Raw genomic sequence first — 24,417 nt, forward strand, 5'->3', positions numbered from 1 at the left:
CAAGCCGTGACCGGAATCGGTGAAAATACGTTAGCGCAACCGGTGAAACCGCCTTTGCGCGAACGGCGCGCCTGTTTAGCGAAACTGGTGAAAAATAGATTGACGCTAACAGCCCGCCCGCCAGGCGACGATCGAGGAGTCGAAGCAGTCCCTGATGGCGGACAGGTACACCTTGCGGCCCGTCGGCAGCCTGAACTCGGTTATGTCGGTGAGCCACAGGAAGTTCGGCAGGGCCGAGCGGAAGTCGCGGCGCACGAGGTTCGGCGGGGCGGGGGTCACCTCGCCGCCGTAGGAGCTGTAGGCGCCGGCCCTCCTCCTCATCCACCTCGGGACGAGCCCCTCCTCGCGCATGATGCGCCGGACGACCTTCTCGGAGACGCGCACGGGGTCGTCGAGCTCGCGGAGCCTGCGCACCACGAACCGGTAGCCGCGCGCGCCGTCGCCGTCCTCCAGGAACACCCGCCGCACGACGTCCCTCAGCGGCGCCAGGCGGTCCGGCCTGGCGATCGCGCGGCGCTGGTAGTCATAGGAGCTCCTCGATATCCTCAAGAAGCCGGTGAGTTCTCTCAAGGACCACTTCCCCGCAGGCCTCAGGCGGTCTATCACCAGGGTCTTCTCCCTGTTCGACATCCCGTCGAGGCTCCCGGCTTTTAAAACGTCCTGCACCGCCCTCAGCACCGCGTTCTCGAGCCTGAGCCGCTCGATCAGGGCGTCCTTGTCCTCCGGGTCGATGTCGGGGTAGTCGGGGCCGTCCCCGACGAGTCGCGGCAGGTCCATTCCTCCACCGGCCCTTCCCGCGGGCTTGCGCACGTCCCTGATCCAGCGCCAGACGGACGTCTTGCCGGGCCCGCCGAGTATCTCGGTTATCTCCATGACGGTGAGCCCGGCGCCGCGAAGCGCCCTGGCCCTCTCCACCATTCTCCTACTGTATGCCATGAGGACTCCGTTCCGGACCTCAACGGTCCAACTTTTTGTCCGCAGTCCCACGCCCAGAGTGGGATGCGGTTTCCGCTTTGGACTCCTGCCGGAAAGCGCGTCCCAGTCTGAAGGTTCAAAATGGGATGCGCTTTCCGAATCAAAGGCCTTGAGGAAAGCGCGTCCCAGAATTGGCGTTCAAAACGGGGCGCATTTTCCGAAACATGGCCCTGAGGGAAGCTGTGTCCCGTTCTGAGCTGAAATACCGGGACGCTGTTTCCCTTACAAACAGAAGAAGGCGCGCTGCCTGCGGTTGATGCAGGCAGCGCGCCTTTTGCGTTGGGCCTCGTTGAGGTTCGAAGTCGTGGCTTGCGACCTTTAGGAGCGGGCGGCTCCGTCGACGGGGAGCACGGCGCCCGTGACGTAGGAGGACATGTCGCTCGCTAGGAAAACAAAGGCGTTGGCGACATCCTCGGGCTCGCCCATGCGCCCCAGCGGAATGGTGGCGATGATGGGCTTGATGACCTCTTCGGGCAGGTTGGCGACCATATCGGTCTTGGTTACGCCGGGTGCGACGGCATTGACGCGAATGCCCATGGGGGCGAGCTCGCGCGAGAGCGACTGGACCATGCCGTTGACGGCAAACTTGGACGTGGGGTAACCGACGCCGGAGGGCTGACCGTACTTGGCGACCATCGAGCTCGTGGTGGTGATGGTGCCGCCGTGGCCGGCCTCGGTCATAATCTTGGCGGCCGCCTGGTGACCGTTAAAGACGGCGACGACGTTGAGGTCCATGACTTTGGCGAACTCCTCGGCCGTGTAGTCCAAAAGCGGCGAGCGCTGGGAGATACCGGCATTGTTGACGACTGTGTCCAGGCCGCCCATGTCGGTTGCAGCCTGGGTAAAAGCCTCGGTCACGGCCTCGAGTGAGGTGAGGTCGCAGGAGCGGCCCCAGACCTTGGCGTCGGGATAGGCGGCCGCCAGCTTCTCAACGGCCGCGTCGGCAGTCTCCTGGCGCGAGCCAAAGACGGTGACGGCGGCGCCCTCTTCGATAAAACGGCAGGCGATGGCATAGCCGATACCGCGCGTGCCTCCGGTGACGATTGCTTTCTTGCCCTCGAGCAACATAGTGCTTCCTCTCATCGCGGGCGGGCATTCTCAGCCAGCGTAGCGGTAGCCGGAATCGACCGCGTTTGCATATCGGTGAACGGTAGCGCGCGTTACCGATGAGCGGCTCGCGCAAATGTGCTCTGCCGTTGTGCTTAGGGCAGGAGGCAAAAGGGCTCCCGTCCCACATCGGACGGGAGCCCTCAAAGCTCGTATTGCTAGGCGAGCGTTGGGTTAGTTGGCCATGACGCCTTCGGTCCAGGCCTCGACGTTCTCGATGCGCAGGACGTTGGCGACCTCGGCCACGCAGTCGACGCTGGCAAGCTCGGCGGCGGCAGCCTGGACGTCCTTCTCGAGCGCGCGGTGCGTCAGGAAGATGACCGAGCAGGCATCGCTGACGCCCGACTTGCCGTCCTCGACCTGGTTGATGAGCGAGATCGAGATGTTGTGCTTGGCAAAGATATCGACCGTCTCGGACAGGGCGCCCACGCGGTCGGCGACCTTCAGGCGCACATAATACTTGGTCTGGAGTTCGTCCATGGGCTTAAAGGCGAGGTTGTGGCCATAGGGCTCAATCTCGGGCAGCGGAGCCACGCCGCGGCTGATCTGCTCGGAGAGCGACAGGATATCGCCCACGACGGCGCTCGCGGTGGGGAAGGAGCCTGCGCCTGCGCCGTAGAACATGGTCTCGCCCACGGCGTCACCCACCACGTAGACGGCGTTCATGGCGCCGTTGACCTTGGCAAGCATGTGGTCGGCGGGGATCAGCGTGGGATGCACGCGGACGTCGACGCCGGCGTCGGTGTTGCGGGCGATGCCGAGCAGCTTAATGGTGTAGCCGAGCTCGCGGGCCTGGGCGATGTCCTCGGCGCCGATGGTGCGGATACCCTGCTGGTACACATCATCGGTGGTCACGCGGGTGCCAAAGCCGATGGAGGCGAGGATCGCCGTCTTGCTGGCGGCGTCGAAGCCGTCGACGTCGGCGGACGGGTCGGCCTCGGCGTAGCCCTTGGCCTGCGCGTCGGCAAGCACGTCGGCGTAATCGGCGCCCTCGGCGTCCATGCGCGACAGGATATAGTTGGTGGTACCGTTGAGAATGCCGGCGATGGTCAGGATCTTGTTGCCCACCAGGTCGTGCTCGAGCGTGCTCACGATGGGGATGCCGCCGCCGCAGCTGGCCTCGCACTTAATCTGCACGCCGCACGCGCGCGCCTTCTCGGCAAGCGTCTCGACGTGGCGGCCCAACAGGGCCTTGTTGGCAGAGACGACGTGCTTGCCGTGCTCAAAGGCCGTGGTGAAGATCTCGGTCGCGGGATGCTCGCCGCCGATCAGCTCGACGACGATATCGACGGCGGGGTCGGTAACGACGTCATGCCAGTCACTCGTAAAGGCCTCGCGCTCAATACCGGCTGCCTCGGCCTGCTCCCAGGCAAGCGCGCAGGCGCGGGTCAGCTTAAGGTCGATGCCGTAGGCGGCCAGGTACTCATCGTGGTGGCTCTTGATCAGACGGGCCACGCCGCCGCCGACGGTTCCCAGACCGATCAGACCGACGTTCACGGTGCGCAGGGGTTCGCTCATAGATAGCTCCTTCGTGCATCTTATAGATTGATTGATCAAGTAATGTTGAGTGCATTCTAGCGTGAACCGAGAGCGCGTGCTCGCCAGGCAACAGGAGTCGCACAAAACGGCACCCCCGAAACGCTGCGGAAACATTGGAAACATGCTCGCTACAAACGAACTTCCGTAACAAACTGTCAACGTTTGCGCCATAAGGTTTGCCCCGTACCGCAAGACGGCCGCACCGCGGCCAGCGAAAAAAAGGGGGACACCATGTTCAACATCAACAGCATGCTCAGCCGTAGGAACTTTCTCGCCGGCGCCGCGGCGCTCGGCAGCGCTGCCGCACTCGCTGGTTGCTCGTCGGGTGGCTCGGACGGCGGCTCCGCCGATGACGGTAAGACCTTCAAGATCGGTGTCATCGGCCCTCTGACCGGCGCCGCGGCAACCTATGGCGTTTCGGCCGAGAAAGGTGCCAAGCTCGCCGCCAAGGATTTCTCGACCAAGGATCTCAAACTCTCGCTTAAGTCCGAGGATGACGTCGCCGACGGCGAGAAGGCCATCAACGCCTTCAATACCTTGTGCGACTGGGGCATGCAGGCGCTCGTCGGCCCCGTCACGACTGGTGCCGCCGTCGCCGTCTCGGGCGAGATCGCCGACGATATGCTCATGGTCACGCCTTCGGCCTCGTCGCTCGACGTCACCAAGGATAAGACCACGGTCTTTCAGGTTTGCTTCACCGATCCCACCATGGGCGCCAGCGCCGCGAAGTTCCTGGCCGAGAAGTATGCAGACGCCAAGATCGCCCTGTTCTACAACTCCGGCGATACGTATAGCTCGGGCGTTGCCGACGCTTTTGCCGAGCAGGCCAAGGCGTCCAAGCTCGATATCGTCGATACCGAGACCTTTAAGGACGACTCTTCAACGAGCTTTACCAACCAGCTCACCAAGGCCAAGGAGGCCGGCGCCACGCTTATCTTTGCCCCGATCTATTACACGCCGGCGTCCGTCCTGCTCAAGAACGCCAAGGACATGGGCTACGACATGACCCTCATGGGCACCGACGGCATGGACGGCCTGCTCTCCGTTGAGGGCTTCGACACCTCTCTTGCCGAGGGCGTGCTGCTCATGACCCCGTTCTCTGCCGACGATGAGAAGAACGCCGACTTCGTCAAGGCATATAAGGACGCCTACAACGAGACGCCCAACCAGTTTGCCGCCGATGCTTATGACTGCATCCACGCGATTGTCGAGGCGATCGATGAGGCGGACATCGACATTACGGTCGACGGCGCCGACATTGCCGGCGACCTTGCCAAGGCTATGCGCAAGATCAAGATTGAGGGCCTGACAGGCGAGCTCACGTGGAACGACGAGGGCCAAGTCGAGAAGCCCGCTACGGCCTATGTGATTCAGGACGGCAAGTACATCGCCGCCTAAGTGCATATAACGAGACCGGTGGGGCCATGTTATTCAGGGCAGGAAAGCTTGTAACAGAACGGAAACATTACTTTCACACAATAAAGTCGCTAAACTGTATAAACCGACAGAAATACGCATAATTATGGATAAATGGACAAGGCAAAAGAAAAGTTGAAATAATCGCCACTTTTCTCAACTAAAGCGTCTACTATTTTGCGAACGCCGAAGACGGCGGAGGATGGCCTGTCGGGTAACCGAAACCCGACGAGATTTGAGAGGAGAGCCGCATGTCGAGCCTCACCGGTAAGTCATTGAACCCTGTTATGAATCGCAGGAGCGTTATCGCGAGCGCAGCAGGTCTGGGGGCGATGTCCATTCTAGCTGGCTGCTCCTCCAACGGCGGCGACAGCGGTTCCGCTTCGAGCGACGCTTCGTTTAAGATCGGCACCATTGGCCCGCTGACCGGTGCCGCCGCGTCTTACGGCAAGTCCGTTACCCAGGGCGTCGAGCTTGGCTGCAAGGACTTCTCCACCAAGGAGCTGCCGCTTGCCAGCAAGGCCGAGGACGACCAGGCCGACGGCGAGAAGGCCGTCAACGCCTTTAATAACCTGCTCGACTGGGGCATGCAGGCCCTCGTCGGCCCGACCACCACGGGTGCGTCGGTTGCCGTTGCCGCAGAGTGCAGCAACGACCCCAAGACATTCATGATCACCCCGTCCGCGTCCTCCGAGGACGTCACCGACGGAAAGGATTGCGTCTTCCAGGTTTGCTTTACCGACCCCAACCAGGGCGTCAACGCTGCCAAGTTCCTGGCAGAGAAGTATGCGGACGAGAAGTTCGTGCTGTTCTATAACTCCGGCGACGCTTATTCTTCGGGCATTGCAGATTCCTTTAAGGCTCAGGCCGCTGAGTCTAAGCTCGAGATTGTTGACGAGGAGACCTTTAAGGACGACTCCGCTACGAGCTTTACCAACCAGCTGACCAAGGCCAAGCAGGCCGGCGCCACCATGATCTTTGCGCCGATCTACTACACGCCGGCGTCCGTCCTGCTCAAGAACGCCAAGGACATGGGCTACGACGTCAAGATGATGGGCTGCGACGGCATGGACGGTATCCTGGGCGTCGAGGGCTTCGACACCTCTCTTGCCGAGGGTCTGCTGCTCATGACCCCGTTCTCCGCCGACGACGAGAAGAACGCCGACTTCGTCAACGCTTACAAGGATAAGTACGGCGATACCCCCGACCAGTTTGCCGCCGATGCCTACGACGGCGTGCACGCGGTGGCCGAGGCCCTCAAGGAGGCCGGTCTTGGTGTCGACGCCGACCCGACCGAGGTTGCCGAGAAGCTGCCCAAGGCTATGCTCAAGATTACCGTTGACGGTCTGACCGGCAAGCTCTCCTGGAACGACAAGGGCCAGGTCCAGAAGGATCCTACGGCGTATGTCATCACCGACGGCAAGTACGTACTGGCCTAATAGGCCGCCTTACATAGAGCGGTTTTGATCCCAAGCAGGGGAGGTTTTCGCCTTCCCTGCTTGCTTGGTATCTGGGGACAACGTAACGTCCCTGTTTCATACATCAACTGGAAACCTATTCGAAAGGGGGATGTGGAACATGACGGTCTTTATCCAATACCTGGTCAACGGCCTGTCCATGGGCAGCGTCTACGCCATCATCGCGTTGGGCTACACCATGGTCTACGGTATCGCCAAGATGCTCAACTTCGCTCACGGCGATGTCATCATGGTCGGTGCCTATGTCTCGTTCTGCGCCACGTCGTATCTCGGCCTCCCGGGCTGGGCATCTGTAGTTCTCTCTTGTGTGGTCTGCACGGTTCTCGGTGTTCTCATTGAGGGTCTGGCCTATAGGCCGCTGCGCCAAGCAGGCCCGCTGGCCGTTCTGATCACGGCCATCGGTGTGTCCTACTTCCTGCAGAATGCCGCGCAGCTTCTGTGGGGCGCCACGCCCAAGAACTTCACTTCGCTCGTCACCTTCCCGGTGCCGGAGTTCTTGGCCAAGTTCAACGTAAGTGCCGTCTCGCTCGTCACCATCGTCGCCTGCCTGGTTATCATGGCCGGTCTGATGATCTTTACAGGTAAGACCAAGATGGGCAAGGCCATGCGCGCCGTGTCCGAGGACAAGGCCGCCGCCCAGCTCATGGGCATCAACGTCAACCGCACCATCTCGATGACGTTCGCCATCGGCTCCGCCCTTGCCGCCATCGCCGGTGTGCTCCTGTGCTCCTACTCGCCGGTTCTGCAGCCCACCACGGGCGCCATGCCTGGCATCAAGGCCTTCGACGCTGCCGTTTTCGGCGGCATCGGCTCCATCCCCGGTGCCTTTGTCGGCGGCATTCTCATCGGCATCATCGAGGCGATGGCGCAGGCTTACATTTCCACGAGCCTTGCCAACTCCATCGTCTTTGGCGTTTTGATCATCGTCCTGCTCGTCAAGCCTGCCGGCCTCTTGGGCAAGTACGTACCCGAGAAGGTGTAGGTGAGCGTTATGAAGTTTCTTACAGACAAGCAGACGCGTCACGACTTTGTCACGTACGCCATGTGCGTTGTGGCGTTCGCCATCGTGTTCTTTATGCAGTCTAACCACATGATTCCGCGCATGATTGTCGGTCAGCTGGTTCCCATCACGGCCTATATCGTCATGGCCATCTCGCTCAACCTCGTCGTCGGCATCGCGGGCGACTTGTCGCTAGGCCACGCGGGTTTTATGAGCGTCGGCGCCTATACGGGAATCGTCACCGCCGTCGCGCTGGAGAGCGCCATTCCGTCCGACCCGGTGCGTCTGATCATCAGCATTGTGGTCGGCGCTATCGCCGCTGCCATTCTGGGCTTCCTGATCGGTATTCCGGTCCTTCGCCTGAGCGGTGACTACCTGGCCATCGTAACGTTGGCCTTTGGCGAGATCATCAAAGAGATCGTTACCTGCCTCATTGTGGGCGTCGATTCCCGCGGCCTGCACGTGATCTTTAACATCACGGGCAATTCCACGATCGACGACCTACACCTGCTCGAAGACGGCACCGCTATCATCAAGGGTGCCCAGGGCGCATCTGGTGTTTCGACCTACTCGACGTTCCTTGCTGGCGCCATCCTGGTTATGGTTGCGCTCGTGATTGTGCTCAACTTGGTCCGCAGCCGCACCGGTCGTGCCATCATGGCCGTGCGCGATAACAAGATCGCTGCCGAGTCCGTGGGTATCTCCGTCACCCAGTACCGCATGATCGCCTTCGTGGTCTCCGCCGCTCTCGCCGGTGCTGCCGGAGCCCTCTTCGGCGGTAACTTCTCGCAGCTCTCCGCTACTAAGTTCGACTTCAACACGTCGATTCTCATTCTGGTGTTCGTGGTCCTGGGCGGTCTGGGCAACATGCGCGGTTCCGTCATCGCGGCGGCGCTGCTCACGGTGCTCCCCGAGCTGCTCCGTCAGTTCTCGGACTACCGCATGCTCATCTACGCCATCGTGTTGATTCTGGTCATGGTCTTTACTAACAACCCGCAGCTCAAGGCGTTCTTCGCGCGCATTAAGGACCGCTTTGCTTCCAAGAAGGAGGTGGCAACCGATGCCCAGTAAGTTTGAGTTCAACAAGGGCAAGATGGTCCCGTATCCTTCTGGCGCCATCGTTCCCGACCGCGACCTGGGCGAGCGCCCGGCGCTCGAGTGCATCCACCTGGGCATTGAGTTCGGCGGCCTCAAGGCGGTCGACGACTTTAGCCTGACCATCGGTAAGACCGAGATCGCCGGTCTCATCGGCCCCAACGGAGCCGGCAAGACCACGGTCTTCAACCTGCTCACCAAGGTGTACCAGCCCACGCACGGCACCATCCTGCTCGACGGTGAGGACACCTCGGGCAAGTCCGTCTACCAGGTCAACCGCATGGGTATCGCTCGTACCTTCCAAAACATCCGCCTGTTCAACACCATGACGGTGGAGGACAACGTAAAGGTCGGCCTGCACAACCAGGAGCGCTACTCCGGCTTTGAGGGCGTGCTGCGCCTGCCGACGTATTGGAAGCACGAGAAGGCCGCCCATGAGCGCGCCATGGAGCTTCTGTCTATCTTTGATATGGAACATCTGGCAAACGAGCAGGCCGGCTCGCTACCTTACGGCGCTCAGCGTCGTTTGGAGATCGTCCGCGCGCTTGCCACCAATCCCAAGCTACTACTGCTCGACGAGCCTGCCGCCGGCATGAACCCGTCCGAGACTGCGGAGCTCATGGCGAACATCGTCAAGATTCGCGACACCTTTGGCATTGCCATCATGCTCATCGAGCACGACATGTCGCTTGTCATGAATATTTGCGAGGGTATCTGCGTGCTTAACTTTGGCAAGGTCATCGCCAAGGGCACGGCCGAGGAAATCCAGAACAACGAAGCCGTTATTGAGGCTTATCTGGGCAAGCAGGATAAGGGGGAGAACTAAATGGCAGAGCCGATGCTTTCCGTCTACAACATCAACGTCTGGTACGGCGCCATCCACGCCATTAAGGACATCTCCTTTAACGTTAACGAGGGCGAGATCGTGGCCCTGATTGGCGCGAACGGCGCCGGCAAGTCCACGACGCTCAAGACTGTCTCGGGCCTGCTGCGCTCCAAGACCGGCTCCATCAAGTTTATGGGCGAGGACATTATCCATACGCCCGCCGACAAGCTGGTTGGCAAGGGCCTGTCTCAGGTACCCGAGGGGCGTCGTGCCTTTTTGCAGATGACGGTCGAGGAGAACCTGGAGATGGGTGCCTATACACAGCCCAAGTCCACGGTTGCCCCGGGCCTCGAGCGTGTTTACGAGCAGTTCCCGCGCCTGAAGGAACGCCGTCGCCAGGTGGCCGGCACCCTTTCGGGCGGCGAGCAGCAGATGCTCGTTATGGGTCGTGCCCTTATGAGTAACCCCAAGCTGCTCATGCTCGACGAACCCTCCATGGGTCTGGCGCCGATCCTGATCGAGCAGATCTTCCAGATTGTCGAGGATTTGCACAAGGCCGGCACCACGGTGCTCCTGGTCGAGCAGAACGCGCAGATGGCGCTTTCCATCGCCACACGCGGCTACGTGCTCGAGACCGGCAAGATCACCATGACCGGCACCGGCCAAGAGCTGCTGCACGACGACAACGTCCGCAAAGCTTATCTTGGTGGTTAATCCATCCAGTAATAGGGGCGCTGACCAACTCGGTCAGCGCCCCTTTTGAAATGATCCGTTGGCTTGGTATTTAAAGTGCGACAATGCCGTGTGGAAATAGAAGTGTCATCTGGGGGTCTATCTATGCTGTACGAGTTTTGTGCCGAGAACTTTGAGCGGGTGCCGGCGGCCATTGCGGCCGGTGCGGGACGCATTGAGCTGTGCGACAACCTTGCGGTTGGTGGCACCACGCCCTCGGCCGGCGTTATCAGCGCTACGACCAGCTATGCTCGCGAGCACGATGCACGGGTGATGTGCATGATCCGTCCGCGTGGCGGCGACTTTCACTACAACCAGGACGAGCTGCGCATGATGGAGATGGACTTGGGCCTTGCCGTAAGTGCCGGCGTCGATGGCTTGGTCTTTGGCTGCTGCAAGCCTTGTGCCGGCGGATGGGCGCTCGATGAACTTGCGTTGGGCGCCCTTGTGATGGCTGCGGGCTGCGCGACCGAGGAGTGCAAGCGCGAGCCCATCGACATCACCTTTCACATGGCGTTTGACCAGCTCTCGCCCGAGGCTCAGCTCGACGCGATTGACACGCTCGCCGACTGCGGCATAACGCGCATCCTGACGCATGGCGGTGCCGCCGGCACGCCGATTGAGGACAACCTGGAGCATCTGTCGCACCTTATCGACTACGCGGACGATCGCCTGACCATCCTTCCCGGCGGCGGCATTTCCACGGCCAACCGCGATACCGTGGCTGCGGCACTGGGCGTCTCCGAGCTCCATGGCACCAAGATCGTGCCGCTGGAGGTATAACCCGTGCCCCTGGTATTTGACGTTCAGCAGGCGAGCGGGAAGCCCGACGACAACCGGCGCCCTGGCACCGCGTGCCCCTTTTGCGATACCGAGGAACTCGCCAATATCATCCGGCGCGACGGTGACTGTATCTGGCTCGAGAATAAGTTCAAGACCCTGCGCGCCACCCGTCAAACCGTGCTGATCGAGTCGGCCGACCATGACGCAGACCTGGTGACCTATGCGCCGGACGAGCTGCATCATGTGATGCGGTTTGCCCTGGGTTGCTGGCAGCAGATGATCGATTCACGGCAGTATCGAAGCGTGCTCATGTACAAGAACAAGGGTCCGCTCTCGGGCGGTAGTCTCGTTCATCCGCACATGCAGATTGTGGGTTTGGAGCAGGAAGATGGCTATGCTTCGCTGACTTCCGCCAATTTCGAAGGCATCAATGTCTGGCAACAGGGGAGAATTGCGGTCAACATCTCAACCGAACCGATTATGGGGTTCTTTGAGGTCAACGTTTCAGCTCCGCGGGGAATCGCCGCCAGCGATGACACGCGGGACCAAGCCGAGGCGGATCTCTTCGCCGATGCGATCCAGGTAGCTCTGCGTTATATCCTAAACGAGCACCACGGTGGCCGTGCAGAGTCGTACAACTTGTTCTTCTATCACCTGGGCGGTCGGACCATTGCCAAGGCGCTGCCGCGTTGGGTGGTTTCGCCCTACTTTGTCGGCTATCGTTTGGCCCAGGTCAATGCCGAGACGACGCTCGATATCGATGCTGAGCGCCTGCGCGCACATCTGGAAACGCTCGTATAGCAAGACTAACACCCGCGTAATGTGGACAGCCTAGCGTGCCATGGCGTCGCGGCCGGCCTCGACGCGCTTGCGCTGGGCAGCGCGCTCCTCGCCGGTTAGACGCTCAAAGAGATGCCCGATAAGCGAGGCAAGTACCTGCTGAAACAGCGTTCCGCACATGACGGGAAATACGACTTCGCCCGGAAAGTATTGCGTGGCGATGACGGCGCCCGAAGAGATGTTGCGCATGCCGCAGGTAAAGCACATGGTAGTCGTTTCGCTATACGGCAGATGCAGTGCGCGGGCGACCAGAATACCGACGACAAAGCCGCTGATGGCGAAGATCAAAATAAAGAGGGCGACTTCCAAGCGCACCGCGTTCATGTGCAGCACGTACTCGCTCATGGCGGTGGAGTTCGACGCGATAACACCCATCATCATGAACTTGCAGGCGGGCGAGAGCGCGGGGGAGAGCTTCTCGTGTCCCCATCCGCGCGTGAGTTCGTTAATCACGATGCCGAGCAGGGCGGGGATAGCGATCATGAAGGCCATGTTCTGCATCATGCCCGGCACGTCGATCGAGACGGTGGCGCCCAGCAAGAGCTTAAGCGTGAGCGGAATCGTAACGGGAGAGATAACCGAGGACGTCAGGATGATGGTGAGCGCGAGCGGGCCGTTGCCGCCGAACATGCTAATCCACATAAAGGCAGTGACTGCCACAGGTACGCTGTACTCGAGCACGATACCGCAGACGAGGTTGGGGTTGGAGCCAAAGAACAGCGACCCCATGGCATAGGCTGTTATGGGAATAAGCACCGCCGAGACCAGCAGCGCCAAAATCAGGTGCAGCGGACGGCGGAATACTTCGGCTACCTGATGGAAGGTGTTGCTGAGGGCACCTTGGAACGTCATAAAGGCAAACAGGGTGGGGACGATGGGCTTGAGTACGCCGATCTGCTGGGGAAAGAGCACGCCAAGCGTCACGCAAATCGGAACGATGATCTGCATATGCCCCGCGAGGAACTTACCCAGTCCAACCCATTGCTTCATATGCGCTTGTGACTCCCTTTGCTCGTGAATCCGTTTTGAATGGATATGCTAGACGCTCGCATGCGTCCGTGTGGCTGAAACGCCCGATTATTTCGAGGCTATTACCGCCCTCGTTTATCGAAACCACGGCGTGCTGGACGTTGTGCGTCCGCGCCGCACGGTATAATAAATCCGTTCAACAGATCTGCCTGCCGAAGCGGGCATACACAGAGGACTCATCGCTATGAACCGTGAGAGGTATCGCGGCGACCTGCCCCTATCGGGGGTGGGCGCCTATGTCATCGCTTAAGACAACGCATCGCTGGGCGGTCGCTCAGCAAAACCCCGAGCTCGAAAAGGAGCTTTCGGCTGGCCTGGGCATACCCGGGCTGGTGGCGCGCATTATGGTTGCGCACGGCATTACATCCATCGAGGAAGGCCAGCTTTTTCTGACGCCTTCGCTCGATCGCGACTGGGCGGACCCGCTCGTTATTCCGGGTATGGCGGTCGTCGTCGACCGCGTTGAGCGTGCTATTCGCAGCCACGAGCGCATCGCCGTCTTTGGCGATTTTGACGTCGACGGCATTACGTCGACTTGTCTGTTGACCGAGGCGCTGCGTTCGTTTGGCGCCAACGTCACGCCGTTTATTCCGCATCGTTTTGACGAGGGCTACGGTCTGTCGCGTGCGGCGCTCGACCGCGTTAACGAGCTCGCTCGCCCCCAGCTGATCGTGACCGTCGATAACGGCATTGCCGCCAAGGAAGAGGCCTCCTATCTGGAGAGCCTGGGGATCGATTTGGTGGTCACGGACCATCACGAGCCGTCCGACCAGGTGCCGCAGGGCGTGCCCCTGACCGACCCCAAGCTCGAGGACAAGGGTCCCTCGCGCGAGCTTGCCGGTGCCGGCGTGGCACTCAAGCTGGTGCAGGTCCTGGGCGAGCGTTTGGGCAAGCCGTCGTATTGGCGTTCGCTGATAGAGGTCGCGGCGCTGGGCACCGTGTCCGACATGATGCCGCTTACGCCCGAGAATCGCGCACTGGTCGCCGAGGGCATCCAGCAGATGCGCGTGACGGCCCGTCCCGGCTATATCGCGCTTGCCGCACTTGCCAAGGCCGACCTTTCTACCATTACGGCCGACGGCCTGTCGTTTTCGCTCATCCCCCGTCTGAATGCTGCCGGCCGCATGGCCGATCCCAAGCTGGCGCTCGACCTGCTGCTTGCCCGCGACCCCATCGAAGCGAGCGCGCTTGCCGCCGAGCTCGAGGAAATCAATCGCCAACGCCGCGAGATCGAGGCCGAGCTTACGCGCGATGCCATGGAGAAGGTCGAGGAGACTTATGACGGCGGGCGCGCAATCGTCGTGGGCGGCGAGGGCTGGCACGAGGGCGTCAAGGGCATCGTGGCGAGCCGCTTGACCAATCGCTATCACGTGCCGGCGCTGCTCTTCTCGATCGAGGGTGGCGTTGCGCGCGGATCGGGCCGCTCGGTGGGCAAGATCAACTTGTTCGATGCCGTCGAGCGTTGCTCCGACCTGCTGATTCGTCGCGGCGGGCATGCCGGTGCGGTGGGTGTGACCATCGAGGCATCCAAGCTCGATGAGTTCCGCCGTCGCCTTTCGGCCGTGCTATCGGAGCTTCCCGCCGAGGACTTTGAGGACACTGACGAGGTTGCCGCCACCGTTGATCTCTCCGAGCTAAATATCGAGACCATCGAGCAAATTTCCCGTCTTGAGCCGTTTGGCCAGGGCAATAAGGTGCCGCTTCTGGCCGCCGAGGGCGTGACGATGTGCGATCGCGCCGTGGTGGGCAAAACCGGCGAGCACATGCGCTTTGTGGCGACCGATGGTGCCGCGAGTGTGCCGGCCATCATGTTCCGCGTGCCGCAGATCGATAGGCTCATCAATTGCGACAGCGCCGTCGACTTGGTGTTCGAGGCCGTGGCCGAGCATTGGCAGGGACGTGTGAAGCCCAAGCTCATGATCAAAGATGTCTTGGTGCGCGATACCGCGGCGCCCAATATCGACGATCCGGCATGTGAGCTCCGCCGCGGCGTGCAACCGGCGGATTCTGGTCTGCGCCTGGAGTCGCGTAAACGCGAGACGCTCGCCCAGCTTTCTTATACCGAGCTCACGCGCTCGCTTATCCATAGCTTTATCGGCTCGAACCAGCCGCATCGCGCGCAGGTCGAGGCACTCGACGCGCTTGCCGACCATCAGAGCGTTTTGGCCGTTATGGGGACGGGGCGTGGCAAGTCTCTGATTTTCCATGTGCATGCCGCGCGCGAGGCGGTTCTTCGCGGGCGTGCGAGCATTTTTGTCTATCCTCTGCGTTCGCTCGTTGCTGATCAGGCCTATCACCTTTCCTCGACGATGGCCGCGCTCGGCATTGGTGTCGGCGTGCTGACTGGCGAGACCGTGGAGGCCGTACGCGATGACGTGTTCGCCGGCCTTGCTTCGGGTCGCACCGGTATCGTTCTCACGACGCCCGAGTTCTTGTCTATCCACCGCGATCGATTTGCGCGTTCTGGACGTATTGGCTTCGTTGTTATCGATGAGGCGCACCATGCCGGTCTTGCTAAGGGTGGTGACCGGAGTGCATACCTCGATATGCCCGATATTCTTAAAGCCCTGGGCGACCCCGTTGTCATGGCGGCAACGGCTACCGCGACGGCTCCAGTTGTGGCAGAGCTTGCTCGCGTACTGCCGATTACCAGCACGGTGGTCGACGAGACCGTTCGCGAGAACCTACAACTCGAGGACGATCGTGACCTTGCGAGCCGTGAAAATCGCCTGGTTTCGATCGTTGCGACGGGGGAGAAGACCGTCATCTACGTGAACTCGCGCGACCAGTCCGTGGCGCTTGCCAAGACGTTGCGCAAACGTGTGCCCGACTGCGCGACCCATATCGCGTTCTATAACGCCGGGCTTGCGCGTTCCGATCGTCGACGCGTCGAGGAGGCGTTTCGAGATGGCAGCCTGAGCTGCATCGTTTCAACCTCGGCCTTCGGTGAGGGCGTCAACCTGCCCGATATCCGCCATGTCGTGCTCTACCACATGCCGTTTGGCGCGATTGAGTTTAACCAGATGAGTGGCCGTGCCGGCCGCGATGGGCAGCCTGCCGTGATTCACCTGCTCTATTCGTCTCGTGACGCTCGTATTAATGAGCGCCTGCTCGATTGTTACGCGCCCGAGCGCGATGAGCTTGTCACGCTCTATCGGGCGCTGCAGACCATGTGGCGCTCCAATCGTGGCAAGACGGGGGACGATTCATTCTGCGCAAGCGATATCGACATTGCGCAGATGTGCCTTGCAATCGACGCGCGCACGCCGGTCGATGAGCGTTCGGTGGCAAGCGGCTTGGGAATCTTCGAAGAGCTCGGTTTCTGTCACGTTTCGGGGTTTGACGATACCCGTCGCATCGCGATGACCGAAAACCCCGGGCGCGTGCAGTTGAGCAGGTCGATCCGCTATTTGGAGGGCTTGCGCTCGCGCATGGAGTTCTCGGCTTTCCGGAGTTGGGCACTCGATTCGTGCGCTTCTGATATGCTTACCAAAATTAACCGCCCGATCGTACCGCGGGCCTAGGGAAGGGGACCTCGATGGATGCCGCAGCCCGTACCGCCCATGATTCCGCCCTCCAGCCCTTTTCGGAGATGGAGCACTATACGCATGCCGATGATCTGCCGCCCGAGATTATGGCGGACAGCTACGACAAGCTGGAGCGCCTGTGCCTTAAATATATGAGTGAGGATGACTTCTCCAAGGTGGAGCAGGCCTACTGCTTTGCTGCCGAGAAGCACTGCAACCAAAAGCGGCGCTCGGGTGAGATGTACATTAACCATCCCGTCGAGGTGGCTATCATTTTGGCCGACCTTAAGATGGACTGCGATGTGGTGTGCGCTGCATTGCTGCACGATACCGTCGAGGATACCGATACCTCGCTTGCCGATGTTTCGGGTCTGTTTGGCGAAACCGTGGCAGAGCTCGTCGACGGCGTGACCAAGCTCACCAACATCGAAGTCGACAACATGGACGAAAAGCAGGCGCTTACGCTGCGCAAGATGTTCCTCGCCATGTCCAAGGACATTCGCGTCATCATCGTCAAACTCGCCGACCGCCTGCATAATATGCGCACGCTTGCCGCCCTGCGCGAGGACCGCCGCCTGTTTAAGGCGCGCGAGACCATGGATGTGTATGCGCCCCTGGCCGACCGCCTGGGCATGAGCTCTATCAAGTGGGAACTCGAGGATCTGTCCTTCTTCTACCTTGAACCCGACGCTTACCAGCGCATCGCCCGCATGGTGGCAGAGTCACGCGAGGTTCGCGAACGCTTTCTGGCCGAGACTATCAAGACGCTTACCGATGAGCTCGACCGCATTGGCCTTGAGGGTTTTCAGATCAACGGTCGTTCCAAGCACTATTGGTCCATCTATCAAAAGATGAAGCGCAAGGGCAAGGAGTTCTCCGAGATTTATGATCTGGTGGCGCTGCGCGTCATCACCCATTCGGTGCGCGATTGCTATTCCACGCTTGGTGCCGTGCATACTTTGTGGCATCCCATGCCCGGTCGTTTTAAAGACTATATCGCCATGCCCAAGGTCAATAACTACCAATCGCTCCATACGACGGTTATCGGCCCCACGGCCCGTCCGCTCGAGATTCAGATTCGAACCTACGAGATGCACGAGCAGGCCGAGTACGGCATCGCCGCCCACTGGCTATATAAGAAATCGGGCGGATCGTCTGCCTCCAAGACCAACGACGCACAGCGTCTGGACGATCAGATTAACTGGCTCAAGCACTCGCTCGATTGGGCAGCCTCTGACGAGATCACCGATGCCAAAGAATATCTGCACTCACTGAAGGTCGACCTGTTTGACCAGGAGATTTTTGTCTTTACGCCCAAGGGTGAGGTCATGGCGCTTCGTGCGGGCTCTACACCGCTCGACTTTGCCTACGCTGTTCATACCGAGGTCGGCAACCACTGCGTCGGCGCCAAAATCAACGGTGCGGTGGCTCCGCTCACGCACGAAATCAAGACGGGTGACCGTGTCGAGATCCTGACTAACAAGAGCTCCAAGCCGTCGCGCGATTGGCTCAAGATCGTCAAGACGCCTTCGGCCAAGTCAAAGATTCGCCGTTACTTCGCCGCTGCGACCAAAGACGATGACGCTGCTGCCGGTCGCGATATGCTGGCCAAGGACCTGCGCAAGCGCGGGTACGGCATCTCTACGCCGCGATCCACGCGTGCACTCAATGCCGTGGCGGAGCAGTTTAACTTCAAGCAACTCGAGGACCTGTTCGCAGCCGTTGGCGCGGGCAAGGTCGCCCCGCGCGCTGTGGGCAATAAGGTCGAGCAAATCTTGGATCCCAAGCCCGAGGAGCAGCTCACCAAGGCCGAAGCCATCGCTGAGGTCGTCAAGCAGCCTGCCCGCGGTTCCAACCGCAAACCGCAAAAGCGTGGCAAGAGTGCAAGTAACGGCATTATCGTCAAGGGCGAGAGCAACAGCGGCCTGCTGGTTCGTCTGGCGCATTGCTGCAATCCGGTGACGGGCGACGACATCGTGGGCTTTATCACGCGCGGTCGAGGCGTCTCGGTGCATCGTGCCAACTGCCCCAACGTCAAGGGTCTCATGGAACACCCCGAGCGCATGATTGACGTGGAGTGGGATGGTGCTGCCGATACGCTTTTCCAGGTCGAGATCGTTGTCGAGTGCTTGGATCGTATGGGCTTGCTCAAGGATGTCACCATCGCCATTGGCGATGCAGGCGGAAATATCCTTTCCGCCGCTACCTCGACCAACCGCGAGGGCATTGCGACCCTGCGCTTTATGGTCGAGATTTCGGACGCGAGCGGTCTGGATCCGCTGCTGGCATCCATCAGCAGTGTCGACTCGGTCTATGACGCACGCCGTCTGATGCCTGGCGAGGGTGGGGCTCAGCTTAAGCGTCGCGTATAGGCGTGACGAACGCACAACGGTAATGATATTGGCTACGTTCGAGGCATCGTTTGATGCCTCGACGCTTGTAGAAGGAGGACGTGCTCATGGTCACTGCGGCTTTGGACTTAACCCCTCGGGGTACGGCTTCGATTGAGGCGCTTGTAAACGGCCCCATTCAGACCAACAGTTACGCCGTAATCTCGAGCGGCGAATGCCTGATTATCGATCCGGCCTGGGAAGGTGAGCGTCTTGTGGAACATATCTATGCCAAGCATCCTGACGCGCGCGTGCTAGGCGCTGTTTGCACCCACGGCCATGCCGATCACGTAGGTGGCGTTGCCGGAGTGCGAGCCGCCGTCGGTAAGGGTTTCCTATATGAGTTAGGTGCGAAGGACGTGTTGGTATCTCGTGAGAATATCGAGGAGCAGCGAGCGATGTGGGGCATCGATACGCCCGATCCGGGCGAGCCGACGCGATTGCTTGCTGAGGGCGATACGATTGAATTGGGTGATATCTGCCTGCAGGTGATCGAGACGCCCGGTCACACACCGGGTGGCATTGTCTTGTTCGCCGCCACCGAGCAGGGAAGCATCGCCTTTGTTGGCGACACCCTGTTCCCGGGCAGCCACGGCCGCACCGATCTCGCCGGTGGAGACGAGGCGGCGATTCTGCGCTCGCTCTCCAAGCTCGCCCAGCTGCTTCCAGCCGATACCGTTTGTTTAACGGGGCATGGTGATTCGACCACTATGGCGCGCGAGCTCATGCAGAACCCTTTCATGCAGATGTAGCTTTGTAGTCAGCTGCTTAAGCACGAGAAGTGTCCAAACGTCAAGATATTTTCCCCAACGGGCCGATTCCGTAGGGCAAACGGTCAAAAAAAGTCTGTTTGGACGATATTCGTGAACAAACGAACGTTTACGCTCGGGTACGCCGTGGTAAAATCTCATGCGTTATCGGAGCAACCTTACAGGAGGTTTCTTTTATGCTCGTCAACGCAGCAGACATGCTCAAGAAGGCCGAGGCCGGCAAGTATGCTCTCGGTGCCTTCAACACCAACAACCTCGAGTGGACTCTGGCTATTCTCCAGGCCGCCGAGGAGGCCAAGTCTCCGCTGATCCTTCAGTGCACCGCTGGTGCCGCTAAGTGGATGGGCGGTTTCAAGGTCTGCGCCGACATGGTCAAGGCTGCCGTCGAGGCCACGGGTGTTACCGTTCCCGTCGCCCTTCACCTCGATCACGGTTCTTACGAGGACTGCTTCAAATGCATCGAGGCCGGCTTCACGTCCATCATGTATGACGGCTCTCACGAGGAAACCTTCCAGCTTAACCTCGATCGCACCAAGGAGCTCGTTGAGCTTGCCCATTCCAAGGGCATGTCCATCGAGGCCGAGGTCGGCGGCATCGGCGGCACCGAGGACGGTGTGACCTCCAACGGCGAGCTCGCTGACCCCGCTGAGTGCAAGCAGATTGCTGACCTGGGCGTCGACTTCCTCGCCTGCGGCATCGGCAACATCCACGGCGTGTATCCCGCCGACTGGGCCGGTCTTTCCTTCGAGCGTCTGAGCGAGATCAAGGCTCAGACCGGCGACCTGCCCCTCGTTCTGCACGGTGGTACCGGCATCCCCGAGGATCAGATCAAGAAGGCCATCTCCCTGGGCATCTCCAAGATCAACGTCAACACCGACCTGCAGCTTGTCTTCGCTGCCGCCACGCGTGAGTACGTTGAGGCTGGCAAGGATCAGCAGGGCAAGGGCTATGACCCCCGCAAGCTCCTGAAGCCCGGTCGCGAGGCCATCGTTGCCCGCACCAAGGAGCTCATGGAGGAGTTTGGCTCCGTCAACAAGGCGTAAGTAGCGGTTTAACTTCCCGCCGGAGGCCCCGTTTCCCCTACGCTGTTTCCCTCGCGCTCACCTGGCTTCGCCAGAAGTCGCGCGATGGAATCAGCTCCGGGGAAACGGGGCCTCCTTCGTTAACTCGCTACGGGGTTACTGGGCTGAATTATTTATTTGACTACCGCTCAGCGGTGTTGATGGCTCCCTTGTTGGGGCTTTCTTTTTATGTCGGTACAATGGTCTCGGGTTGTTGTTCTGCGTGGGAGTGGTTATGGCTGTCGTTAATGTTTTGCCTGCCGATGGAAAGGTTGTTGCCGAGGGCCCCGTTGGTTGCTCTGTTGATGTTTGTTGCGATGATTTTCGTCATCTCGACATTGGATTGCCACCTGAGATCCTTCGTCTCAAGGACGCCGGGTACCTGGCGCAGGCTGTTGCGGCTTGCGACCGTCTTTTGGAGCAGGGCCCTGATCCCTCGTTGGCCGCTTGCGTTCGTGCCGAGCGGTATCGCATGATCGAGACGTCGTTTCATTTTTCGGTGTCGCACGATCAGGCTATTGCGATGATCCGCGAGGAGTGGCCGGAGTTTACCGAGGATCAGTTTGACGACCTGATCGATCGCAAGCGCATCGACTGGCGCTTTATCGATGGTGAACTGTTCGTTCTCGACAACTTCCTTGATTCTTTGCGTGTGTATCCCAAGGAGGTTCCGGGCCTGCGTCCCGATTCTACGGATGGAACTGCGCTGCGCAACCAGATGCTTAAGAAGATGGAATCACAGGGCGGGCTGTCTCATGCCATTACGCTTAAAGCATCCGTGTCTGTTCCCGGTGCTCTGGAGGGGGAGACCGTTCGCGCGTGGCTTCCCGTTGCCGCAGCCTGCCGCCAGCAGTCTCATATCGAGATTCTCGATATGACGCCGGAGGGGGTCCTTGCTCCCGCGAACGCTTTGGCGCGTACCGCCTCGTGGGTTTCCTCGGCTGATCGATCGTTCTCAGTGACCTATCGTTATCTGATTGATGCCGCTTATTGCGATATCTACGGGGGAGCGCTTCCGGCGCATCCGTGTATGGACGCGCCGCTGCCCAAGGATATTTCCGAGGACCGACCGCATATTGCATTCACGCCGTATCTGCAGCAGCTGACCGAACATGTTATCGATGGTCTCGAGGATCAGCTCGACCGCGCTCGGGCTATCTATGATTATTTGACGCATCATATCGACTATCGATACCAGCCACCGTATCTGCTTCTGGGCTCTATCGCCGATGACTGCGCGCATTCGCTTCGCGGTGATTGCGGTGTTATGGCACTCACGTTTATCACCATGTGCCGCATCGCCGGCGTGCCCGCACGTTGGCAGAGCGGCCTGTACGTTGCGCCCGACTCGGTGGGCTCGCATGACTGGGCGGAGTTCTATACACCGCAGACGGGTTGGCTTAACGCCGATGTCTCGTTTGGATCCTCGGCACGCAGGATGGGGGAGGAATGGCGCCGCCGCCACTACTTTGGCAACCTCGATCCATGGCGCATGGTGGCAAACTGTCGGTTCCAGGCAGAGTTTGAACCCGTCTTTGACGGTATGCGTGAGGACCCCTACGATAACCAGATGGGCGAGGCCTCGGTCGACGGTCGCGGATGCCGCCAGCGCGAGATGCTCCGCACGGTCGAACTCATCGAAATGCTCGAAGTTCCATTTTCGGACTAATCTACGGAAAGCTGTGATAAACTAACTCACGCAATACGTGCCCGAGTGGCGGAATTGGCAGACGCAGTGGACTCAAAATCCACCGTTGGCAACAACGTGCGAGTTCGAGTCTCGCCTCGGGCACCATACATGCAAAAGAGCGTTCAAGGGGGTTAAGGCCCCCTTTTTCGTGCCGAACTCGCGTGAGCGCGCGGAGCGTTAAGCAAACAGGCCTGTGGCCTGTTTGTAGCGGAGCGTGGCGAGGGCGCCATGCGCCCGAAGCCCGGGGCTTCGCGAAGCGAAGGCCCTTCGAGTCTCGCCTCGGGCACCATACATGCAAAAGAGCGTTCAAGGGGGTCGAGGCCCCCTTTTTCGTGTATGTAATGTGATAACGAGCGGTACGTGTTATTATCGCCAAGGCGTTGTTTCCGCAATGCCCTAAAGAGGAACCCGAGGGTTCCCACCTTTTGGCGCCAATGAGCAGCTGACTGGTCATACAACTTAGATTCTCTTCCTCATATCGAGGATGTCTATGTGTACGACCTGGTTGCAAAAAAGCGCCGGGTTATTTTTTTATGAATGGAGGTAGGGAAAATAGCTAAGTCTGATGACACCCGCATCAACGACGAGATCACTGCATCTTCGTGCCGTTTGATTGGCGTCGATGGCTCTCAGCTCGGCCTGTTCGCCATCCGCGATGCCCAGCGCGTCGCCGACGATCAGGGTCTCGACCTTGTCGAGATCGCTCCCAACGCGGAGCCGCCGGTCTGCAAGGTCATGGACTACGGTAAGTTCAAGTACCAGCAGGCCATGAAGGCCAAGGCTGCTCGTAAGAACCAGTCCAAGGTCGAGGTTAAGGAAATGAAGTTCCGACCCAAGATCGACGTTGGCGACTACGAGACCAAGAAGGGCCACGTTCTGCGTTTCCTCAAGAAGGGCGCACGCGTTAAGATCACCATCATGTTCCGCGGCCGTGAGATGGCTCACCCGGAGCAGGGTCTTAACGTTCTCGAGCGTCTCGCCGAGGATCTTAAGCCTTACGCTACGGTCGAGTCCAAGCCTAAGATGGAAGGCCGTAACATGCTTATGCTGCTCGCCCCAATTAAGGGCGCCTTTGATGAGGATAAAGCGGCAAGTGATACTAAGTAACTAGTGTTCTGTAACCGATTAAGGAGTATTTCATGCCTAAGATGAAGTCCCACAGCGGCACCAAGAAGCGTTTCCGCAAGACTGGTACCGGCAAGCTTATGCGCGCCAAGGCTTTCAAGAGCCACATCCTGAGCAAGAAGTCCACCAAGCGTAAGCGTGGCTTCCGTCAGGAGACCGAGATCGCCGCTGCCGACCGCAAGGTCATCAAGTCGCGTCTCGCCTAAGTTAGCGTTCCCGTTTTTCGTTTAACCGTCTAGGAGTTGATAGAACATGGCACGTATTAAGCGCGCTGTTGCCGCCAAGAAGAAGCGCCGTACCGTTATGCACCGTGCGAAGGGTTACTACGGTGCCGCTTCGCGTACTTACAAGCATGCTAAAGAGCAGGTCCAGCACTCTCTGCAGTATCAGTACCGTGACCGCCGCAATAAGAAGCGCGAGATTCGCTCTCTCTGGATCACCCGTATCAACGCTGCTGCTCGCCTGAACGACATCTCTTACTCTCAGTTCATGCACGGCCTGAAGGTCGCCGGTATCGAGCTCGACCGCAAGGTCCTGGCTCAGATGGCTTACGAGGACATCGAGTCTTTCAACGAGCTGGCTACCATCGCCAAGAAGGCTCTCGAGGCCTAATTGATTCTCTTGAATCGCTAGGGGAGTGTCGCGCTGTGCGCGGCGCTCCCTCTTTTTATCTAAGGCGCTGGTTTATATAGCAAAAGCGCGGGTAGATAGACACTTACAGGTGACCGATCTTTATATATCTCTTAACCGAAGGGTCATCATCTGATACGTGCAGTATTTCTGCACCAGCCTTTCTATTACTTATATAGGAAGCGATATATTGTGTAGGACTTATGAAGAGTGGAATTGACGTCCCACATCGCTTCGCGGTCTGGCAATATATCTCCTTGCCGCGCGGCCCGGTCGGACCGGGAACCGGCGCAGGCGTGCACCTTGAGAACCGGATACTGCGAGGATGGACACACCAGATGTGTCGCATCCGGGCAGACATCGAACCATTTGAAATGGTCTGACTTGGATTCGTTTTTCGCAAG

Annotated in this window: 21 protein-coding genes and 1 tRNA gene; 17 read left to right on the forward strand and 5 right to left on the reverse strand. The window is 59.7% G+C overall.

What is annotated here, in order from left to right:
• Window positions 1-105: 105 nt before the first annotated feature.
• The 3 genes from ACTQ0H_RS07940 to ACTQ0H_RS07950 form a co-directional block, all read right to left on the reverse strand.
• Window positions 106-936, reverse strand: a complete 831-nt coding sequence (locus ACTQ0H_RS07940; RefSeq protein ID WP_441064163.1) for an IS3 family transposase — start codon at window positions 934-936, stop codon at window positions 106-108.
• A gap of 357 nt (window positions 937-1,293) precedes the next feature.
• Window positions 1,294-2,058 carry an SDR family NAD(P)-dependent oxidoreductase gene (locus tag ACTQ0H_RS07945; RefSeq protein WP_427729159.1) on the reverse strand — a complete coding sequence of 255 codons (765 nt, stop codon included), beginning with the start codon at window positions 2,056-2,058 and terminating at the stop codon, window positions 1,294-1,296.
• Window positions 2,059-2,256: 198 nt separating this feature from the next.
• Window positions 2,257-3,600, reverse strand: a complete 1,344-nt coding sequence (locus ACTQ0H_RS07950) for a homoserine dehydrogenase (protein ID WP_427729157.1) — start codon at window positions 3,598-3,600, stop codon at window positions 2,257-2,259.
• A gap of 252 nt (window positions 3,601-3,852) precedes the next feature.
• On the opposite strand from ACTQ0H_RS07950, the gene ACTQ0H_RS07955 reads away from it, so the two are divergent.
• From ACTQ0H_RS07955 to ACTQ0H_RS07990, 8 genes are all read left to right on the forward strand, one after another.
• Window positions 3,853-5,019 (forward strand): ABC transporter substrate-binding protein, encoded by a 1,167-nt coding sequence (locus ACTQ0H_RS07955; protein ID WP_441064164.1) that lies wholly within the window; start codon window positions 3,853-3,855, stop codon window positions 5,017-5,019.
• A gap of 269 nt (window positions 5,020-5,288) precedes the next feature.
• Window positions 5,289-6,476 carry an ABC transporter substrate-binding protein gene (locus ACTQ0H_RS07960; protein WP_427719715.1) on the forward strand — a complete coding sequence of 396 codons (1,188 nt, stop codon included), beginning with the start codon at window positions 5,289-5,291 and terminating at the stop codon, window positions 6,474-6,476.
• Window positions 6,477-6,615: 139 nt separating this feature from the next.
• Window positions 6,616-7,497, forward strand: coding sequence for a branched-chain amino acid ABC transporter permease (locus ACTQ0H_RS07965; RefSeq protein WP_154517188.1), 882 nt, complete (start codon window positions 6,616-6,618; stop codon window positions 7,495-7,497).
• Window positions 7,498-7,506: 9 nt separating this feature from the next.
• Window positions 7,507-8,586 (forward strand): branched-chain amino acid ABC transporter permease, encoded by a 1,080-nt coding sequence (locus ACTQ0H_RS07970; protein ID WP_441064165.1) that lies wholly within the window; start codon window positions 7,507-7,509, stop codon window positions 8,584-8,586.
• The gene (locus ACTQ0H_RS07975) at window positions 8,576-9,436 is read left to right on the forward strand and encodes an ABC transporter ATP-binding protein (protein WP_427719717.1); all 861 of its coding nucleotides are present in this window, start codon (window positions 8,576-8,578) and stop codon (window positions 9,434-9,436) included. Before ACTQ0H_RS07970 ends, ACTQ0H_RS07975 begins: the two co-directional genes overlap by 11 nt.
• On the forward strand, window positions 9,437-10,150 hold the full coding sequence (locus tag ACTQ0H_RS07980) for an ABC transporter ATP-binding protein (protein WP_229770701.1): 714 nt from the start codon (window positions 9,437-9,439) through the stop codon (window positions 10,148-10,150). It begins immediately after the preceding gene.
• A 123-nt stretch (window positions 10,151-10,273) separates the two neighbouring features.
• A complete protein-coding gene (locus ACTQ0H_RS07985; RefSeq protein WP_427729154.1) occupies window positions 10,274-10,951 on the forward strand; it encodes a copper homeostasis protein CutC in 678 nt (225 codons plus the stop codon).
• Between the two features lie 3 nt (window positions 10,952-10,954).
• Entirely contained in the window at window positions 10,955-11,752 is a 798-nt protein-coding gene (locus ACTQ0H_RS07990) for a DUF4931 domain-containing protein (RefSeq protein WP_427796206.1), read from the forward strand.
• Window positions 11,753-11,782: 30 nt separating this feature from the next.
• On the opposite strand, the gene ACTQ0H_RS07995 is transcribed toward ACTQ0H_RS07990, so the two are convergent.
• Window positions 11,783-12,781 (reverse strand): bile acid:sodium symporter family protein, encoded by a 999-nt coding sequence (locus tag ACTQ0H_RS07995; protein WP_427794445.1) that lies wholly within the window; start codon window positions 12,779-12,781, stop codon window positions 11,783-11,785.
• 275 nt (window positions 12,782-13,056) lie between these two features.
• On the opposite strand from ACTQ0H_RS07995, the gene recJ reads away from it, so the two are divergent.
• The 9 genes from recJ to rplT all read left to right on the forward strand — a co-directional run bounded on the left by recJ (window position 13,057) and on the right by rplT (window position 23,995).
• On the forward strand, window positions 13,057-16,344 hold the full coding sequence (gene recJ / locus ACTQ0H_RS08000; RefSeq protein WP_441064166.1) for a single-stranded-DNA-specific exonuclease RecJ: 3,288 nt from the start codon (window positions 13,057-13,059) through the stop codon (window positions 16,342-16,344).
• 14 nt (window positions 16,345-16,358) lie between these two features.
• On the forward strand, window positions 16,359-18,719 hold the full coding sequence (locus ACTQ0H_RS08005; RefSeq protein WP_154517206.1) for a RelA/SpoT family protein: 2,361 nt from the start codon (window positions 16,359-16,361) through the stop codon (window positions 18,717-18,719).
• An 86-nt stretch (window positions 18,720-18,805) separates the two neighbouring features.
• The gene (locus ACTQ0H_RS08010; protein ID WP_441538836.1) at window positions 18,806-19,489 is read left to right on the forward strand and encodes an MBL fold metallo-hydrolase; all 684 of its coding nucleotides are present in this window, start codon (window positions 18,806-18,808) and stop codon (window positions 19,487-19,489) included.
• A gap of 194 nt (window positions 19,490-19,683) precedes the next feature.
• A complete protein-coding gene (gene fba, locus ACTQ0H_RS08015; RefSeq protein ID WP_154517212.1) occupies window positions 19,684-20,550 on the forward strand; it encodes a class II fructose-1,6-bisphosphate aldolase in 867 nt (288 codons plus the stop codon).
• Window positions 20,551-20,803: 253 nt separating this feature from the next.
• The gene (locus tag ACTQ0H_RS08020) at window positions 20,804-22,237 is read left to right on the forward strand and encodes a transglutaminase-like domain-containing protein (protein WP_441538838.1); all 1,434 of its coding nucleotides are present in this window, start codon (window positions 20,804-20,806) and stop codon (window positions 22,235-22,237) included.
• 39 nt (window positions 22,238-22,276) lie between these two features.
• A tRNA-Leu gene (locus ACTQ0H_RS08025) sits at window positions 22,277-22,363 on the forward strand.
• A gap of 432 nt (window positions 22,364-22,795) precedes the next feature.
• Complete coding sequence (gene infC, locus ACTQ0H_RS08030) at window positions 22,796-23,365, forward strand: translation initiation factor IF-3 (protein WP_006234423.1); 570 nt, start codon at window positions 22,796-22,798, stop codon at window positions 23,363-23,365.
• Window positions 23,366-23,397: 32 nt separating this feature from the next.
• Entirely contained in the window at window positions 23,398-23,589 is a 192-nt protein-coding gene (gene rpmI / locus ACTQ0H_RS08035; protein ID WP_006234422.1) for a 50S ribosomal protein L35, read from the forward strand.
• Between the two features lie 46 nt (window positions 23,590-23,635).
• Window positions 23,636-23,995 carry a 50S ribosomal protein L20 gene (rplT, locus tag ACTQ0H_RS08040; protein ID WP_006234421.1) on the forward strand — a complete coding sequence of 120 codons (360 nt, stop codon included), beginning with the start codon at window positions 23,636-23,638 and terminating at the stop codon, window positions 23,993-23,995.
• A gap of 185 nt (window positions 23,996-24,180) precedes the next feature.
• On the opposite strand, the gene ACTQ0H_RS08045 is transcribed toward rplT, so the two are convergent.
• On the reverse strand, window positions 24,181-24,417 hold a 237-nt coding region (locus ACTQ0H_RS08045), incomplete at its 5' end, for a hypothetical protein (RefSeq protein WP_441548036.1).

Origin of the sequence: Collinsella sp. LCP21S3_A3 (assembly GCF_052118905.1) — a bacterium.
In the GTDB taxonomy this organism is placed as follows: domain Bacteria; phylum Actinomycetota; class Coriobacteriia; order Coriobacteriales; family Coriobacteriaceae; genus Collinsella.

Bases quoted from the DNA above. Each gene is read 5' to 3' on its own strand.
- infC (WP_006234423.1), top strand. From the start codon at position 22,796: ATGGAGGTAGGGAAAATAGCTAAGTCTGATGACACCCGCATCAACGAC.
- ACTQ0H_RS07940 (WP_441064163.1), bottom strand. From the start codon at position 936: ATGGCATACAGTAGGAGAATGGTGGAGAGGGCCAGGGCGCTTCGCGGC.
- ACTQ0H_RS07945 (WP_427729159.1), bottom strand. From the start codon at position 2,058: ATGAGAGGAAGCACTATGTTGCTCGAGGGCAAGAAAGCAATCGTCACC.
- rplT (WP_006234421.1), top strand. From the start codon at position 23,636: ATGGCACGTATTAAGCGCGCTGTTGCCGCCAAGAAGAAGCGCCGTACC.
- ACTQ0H_RS08010 (WP_441538836.1), top strand. From the start codon at position 18,806: ATGGTCACTGCGGCTTTGGACTTAACCCCTCGGGGTACGGCTTCGATT.
- ACTQ0H_RS07955 (WP_441064164.1), top strand. From the start codon at position 3,853: ATGTTCAACATCAACAGCATGCTCAGCCGTAGGAACTTTCTCGCCGGC.
- ACTQ0H_RS07965 (WP_154517188.1), top strand. From the start codon at position 6,616: ATGACGGTCTTTATCCAATACCTGGTCAACGGCCTGTCCATGGGCAGC.
- ACTQ0H_RS07970 (WP_441064165.1), top strand. From the start codon at position 7,507: ATGAAGTTTCTTACAGACAAGCAGACGCGTCACGACTTTGTCACGTAC.
- ACTQ0H_RS07960 (WP_427719715.1), top strand. From the start codon at position 5,289: ATGTCGAGCCTCACCGGTAAGTCATTGAACCCTGTTATGAATCGCAGG.
- fba (WP_154517212.1), top strand. From the start codon at position 19,684: ATGCTCGTCAACGCAGCAGACATGCTCAAGAAGGCCGAGGCCGGCAAG.
- ACTQ0H_RS07950 (WP_427729157.1), bottom strand. From the start codon at position 3,600: ATGAGCGAACCCCTGCGCACCGTGAACGTCGGTCTGATCGGTCTGGGA.
- ACTQ0H_RS07980 (WP_229770701.1), top strand. From the start codon at position 9,437: ATGGCAGAGCCGATGCTTTCCGTCTACAACATCAACGTCTGGTACGGC.
- ACTQ0H_RS08020 (WP_441538838.1), top strand. From the start codon at position 20,804: ATGGCTGTCGTTAATGTTTTGCCTGCCGATGGAAAGGTTGTTGCCGAG.
- ACTQ0H_RS08005 (WP_154517206.1), top strand. From the start codon at position 16,359: ATGGATGCCGCAGCCCGTACCGCCCATGATTCCGCCCTCCAGCCCTTT.
- ACTQ0H_RS07985 (WP_427729154.1), top strand. From the start codon at position 10,274: ATGCTGTACGAGTTTTGTGCCGAGAACTTTGAGCGGGTGCCGGCGGCC.
- ACTQ0H_RS07975 (WP_427719717.1), top strand. From the start codon at position 8,576: ATGCCCAGTAAGTTTGAGTTCAACAAGGGCAAGATGGTCCCGTATCCT.
- rpmI (WP_006234422.1), top strand. From the start codon at position 23,398: ATGCCTAAGATGAAGTCCCACAGCGGCACCAAGAAGCGTTTCCGCAAG.
- recJ (WP_441064166.1), top strand. From the start codon at position 13,057: ATGTCATCGCTTAAGACAACGCATCGCTGGGCGGTCGCTCAGCAAAAC.
- ACTQ0H_RS07995 (WP_427794445.1), bottom strand. From the start codon at position 12,781: ATGAAGCAATGGGTTGGACTGGGTAAGTTCCTCGCGGGGCATATGCAG.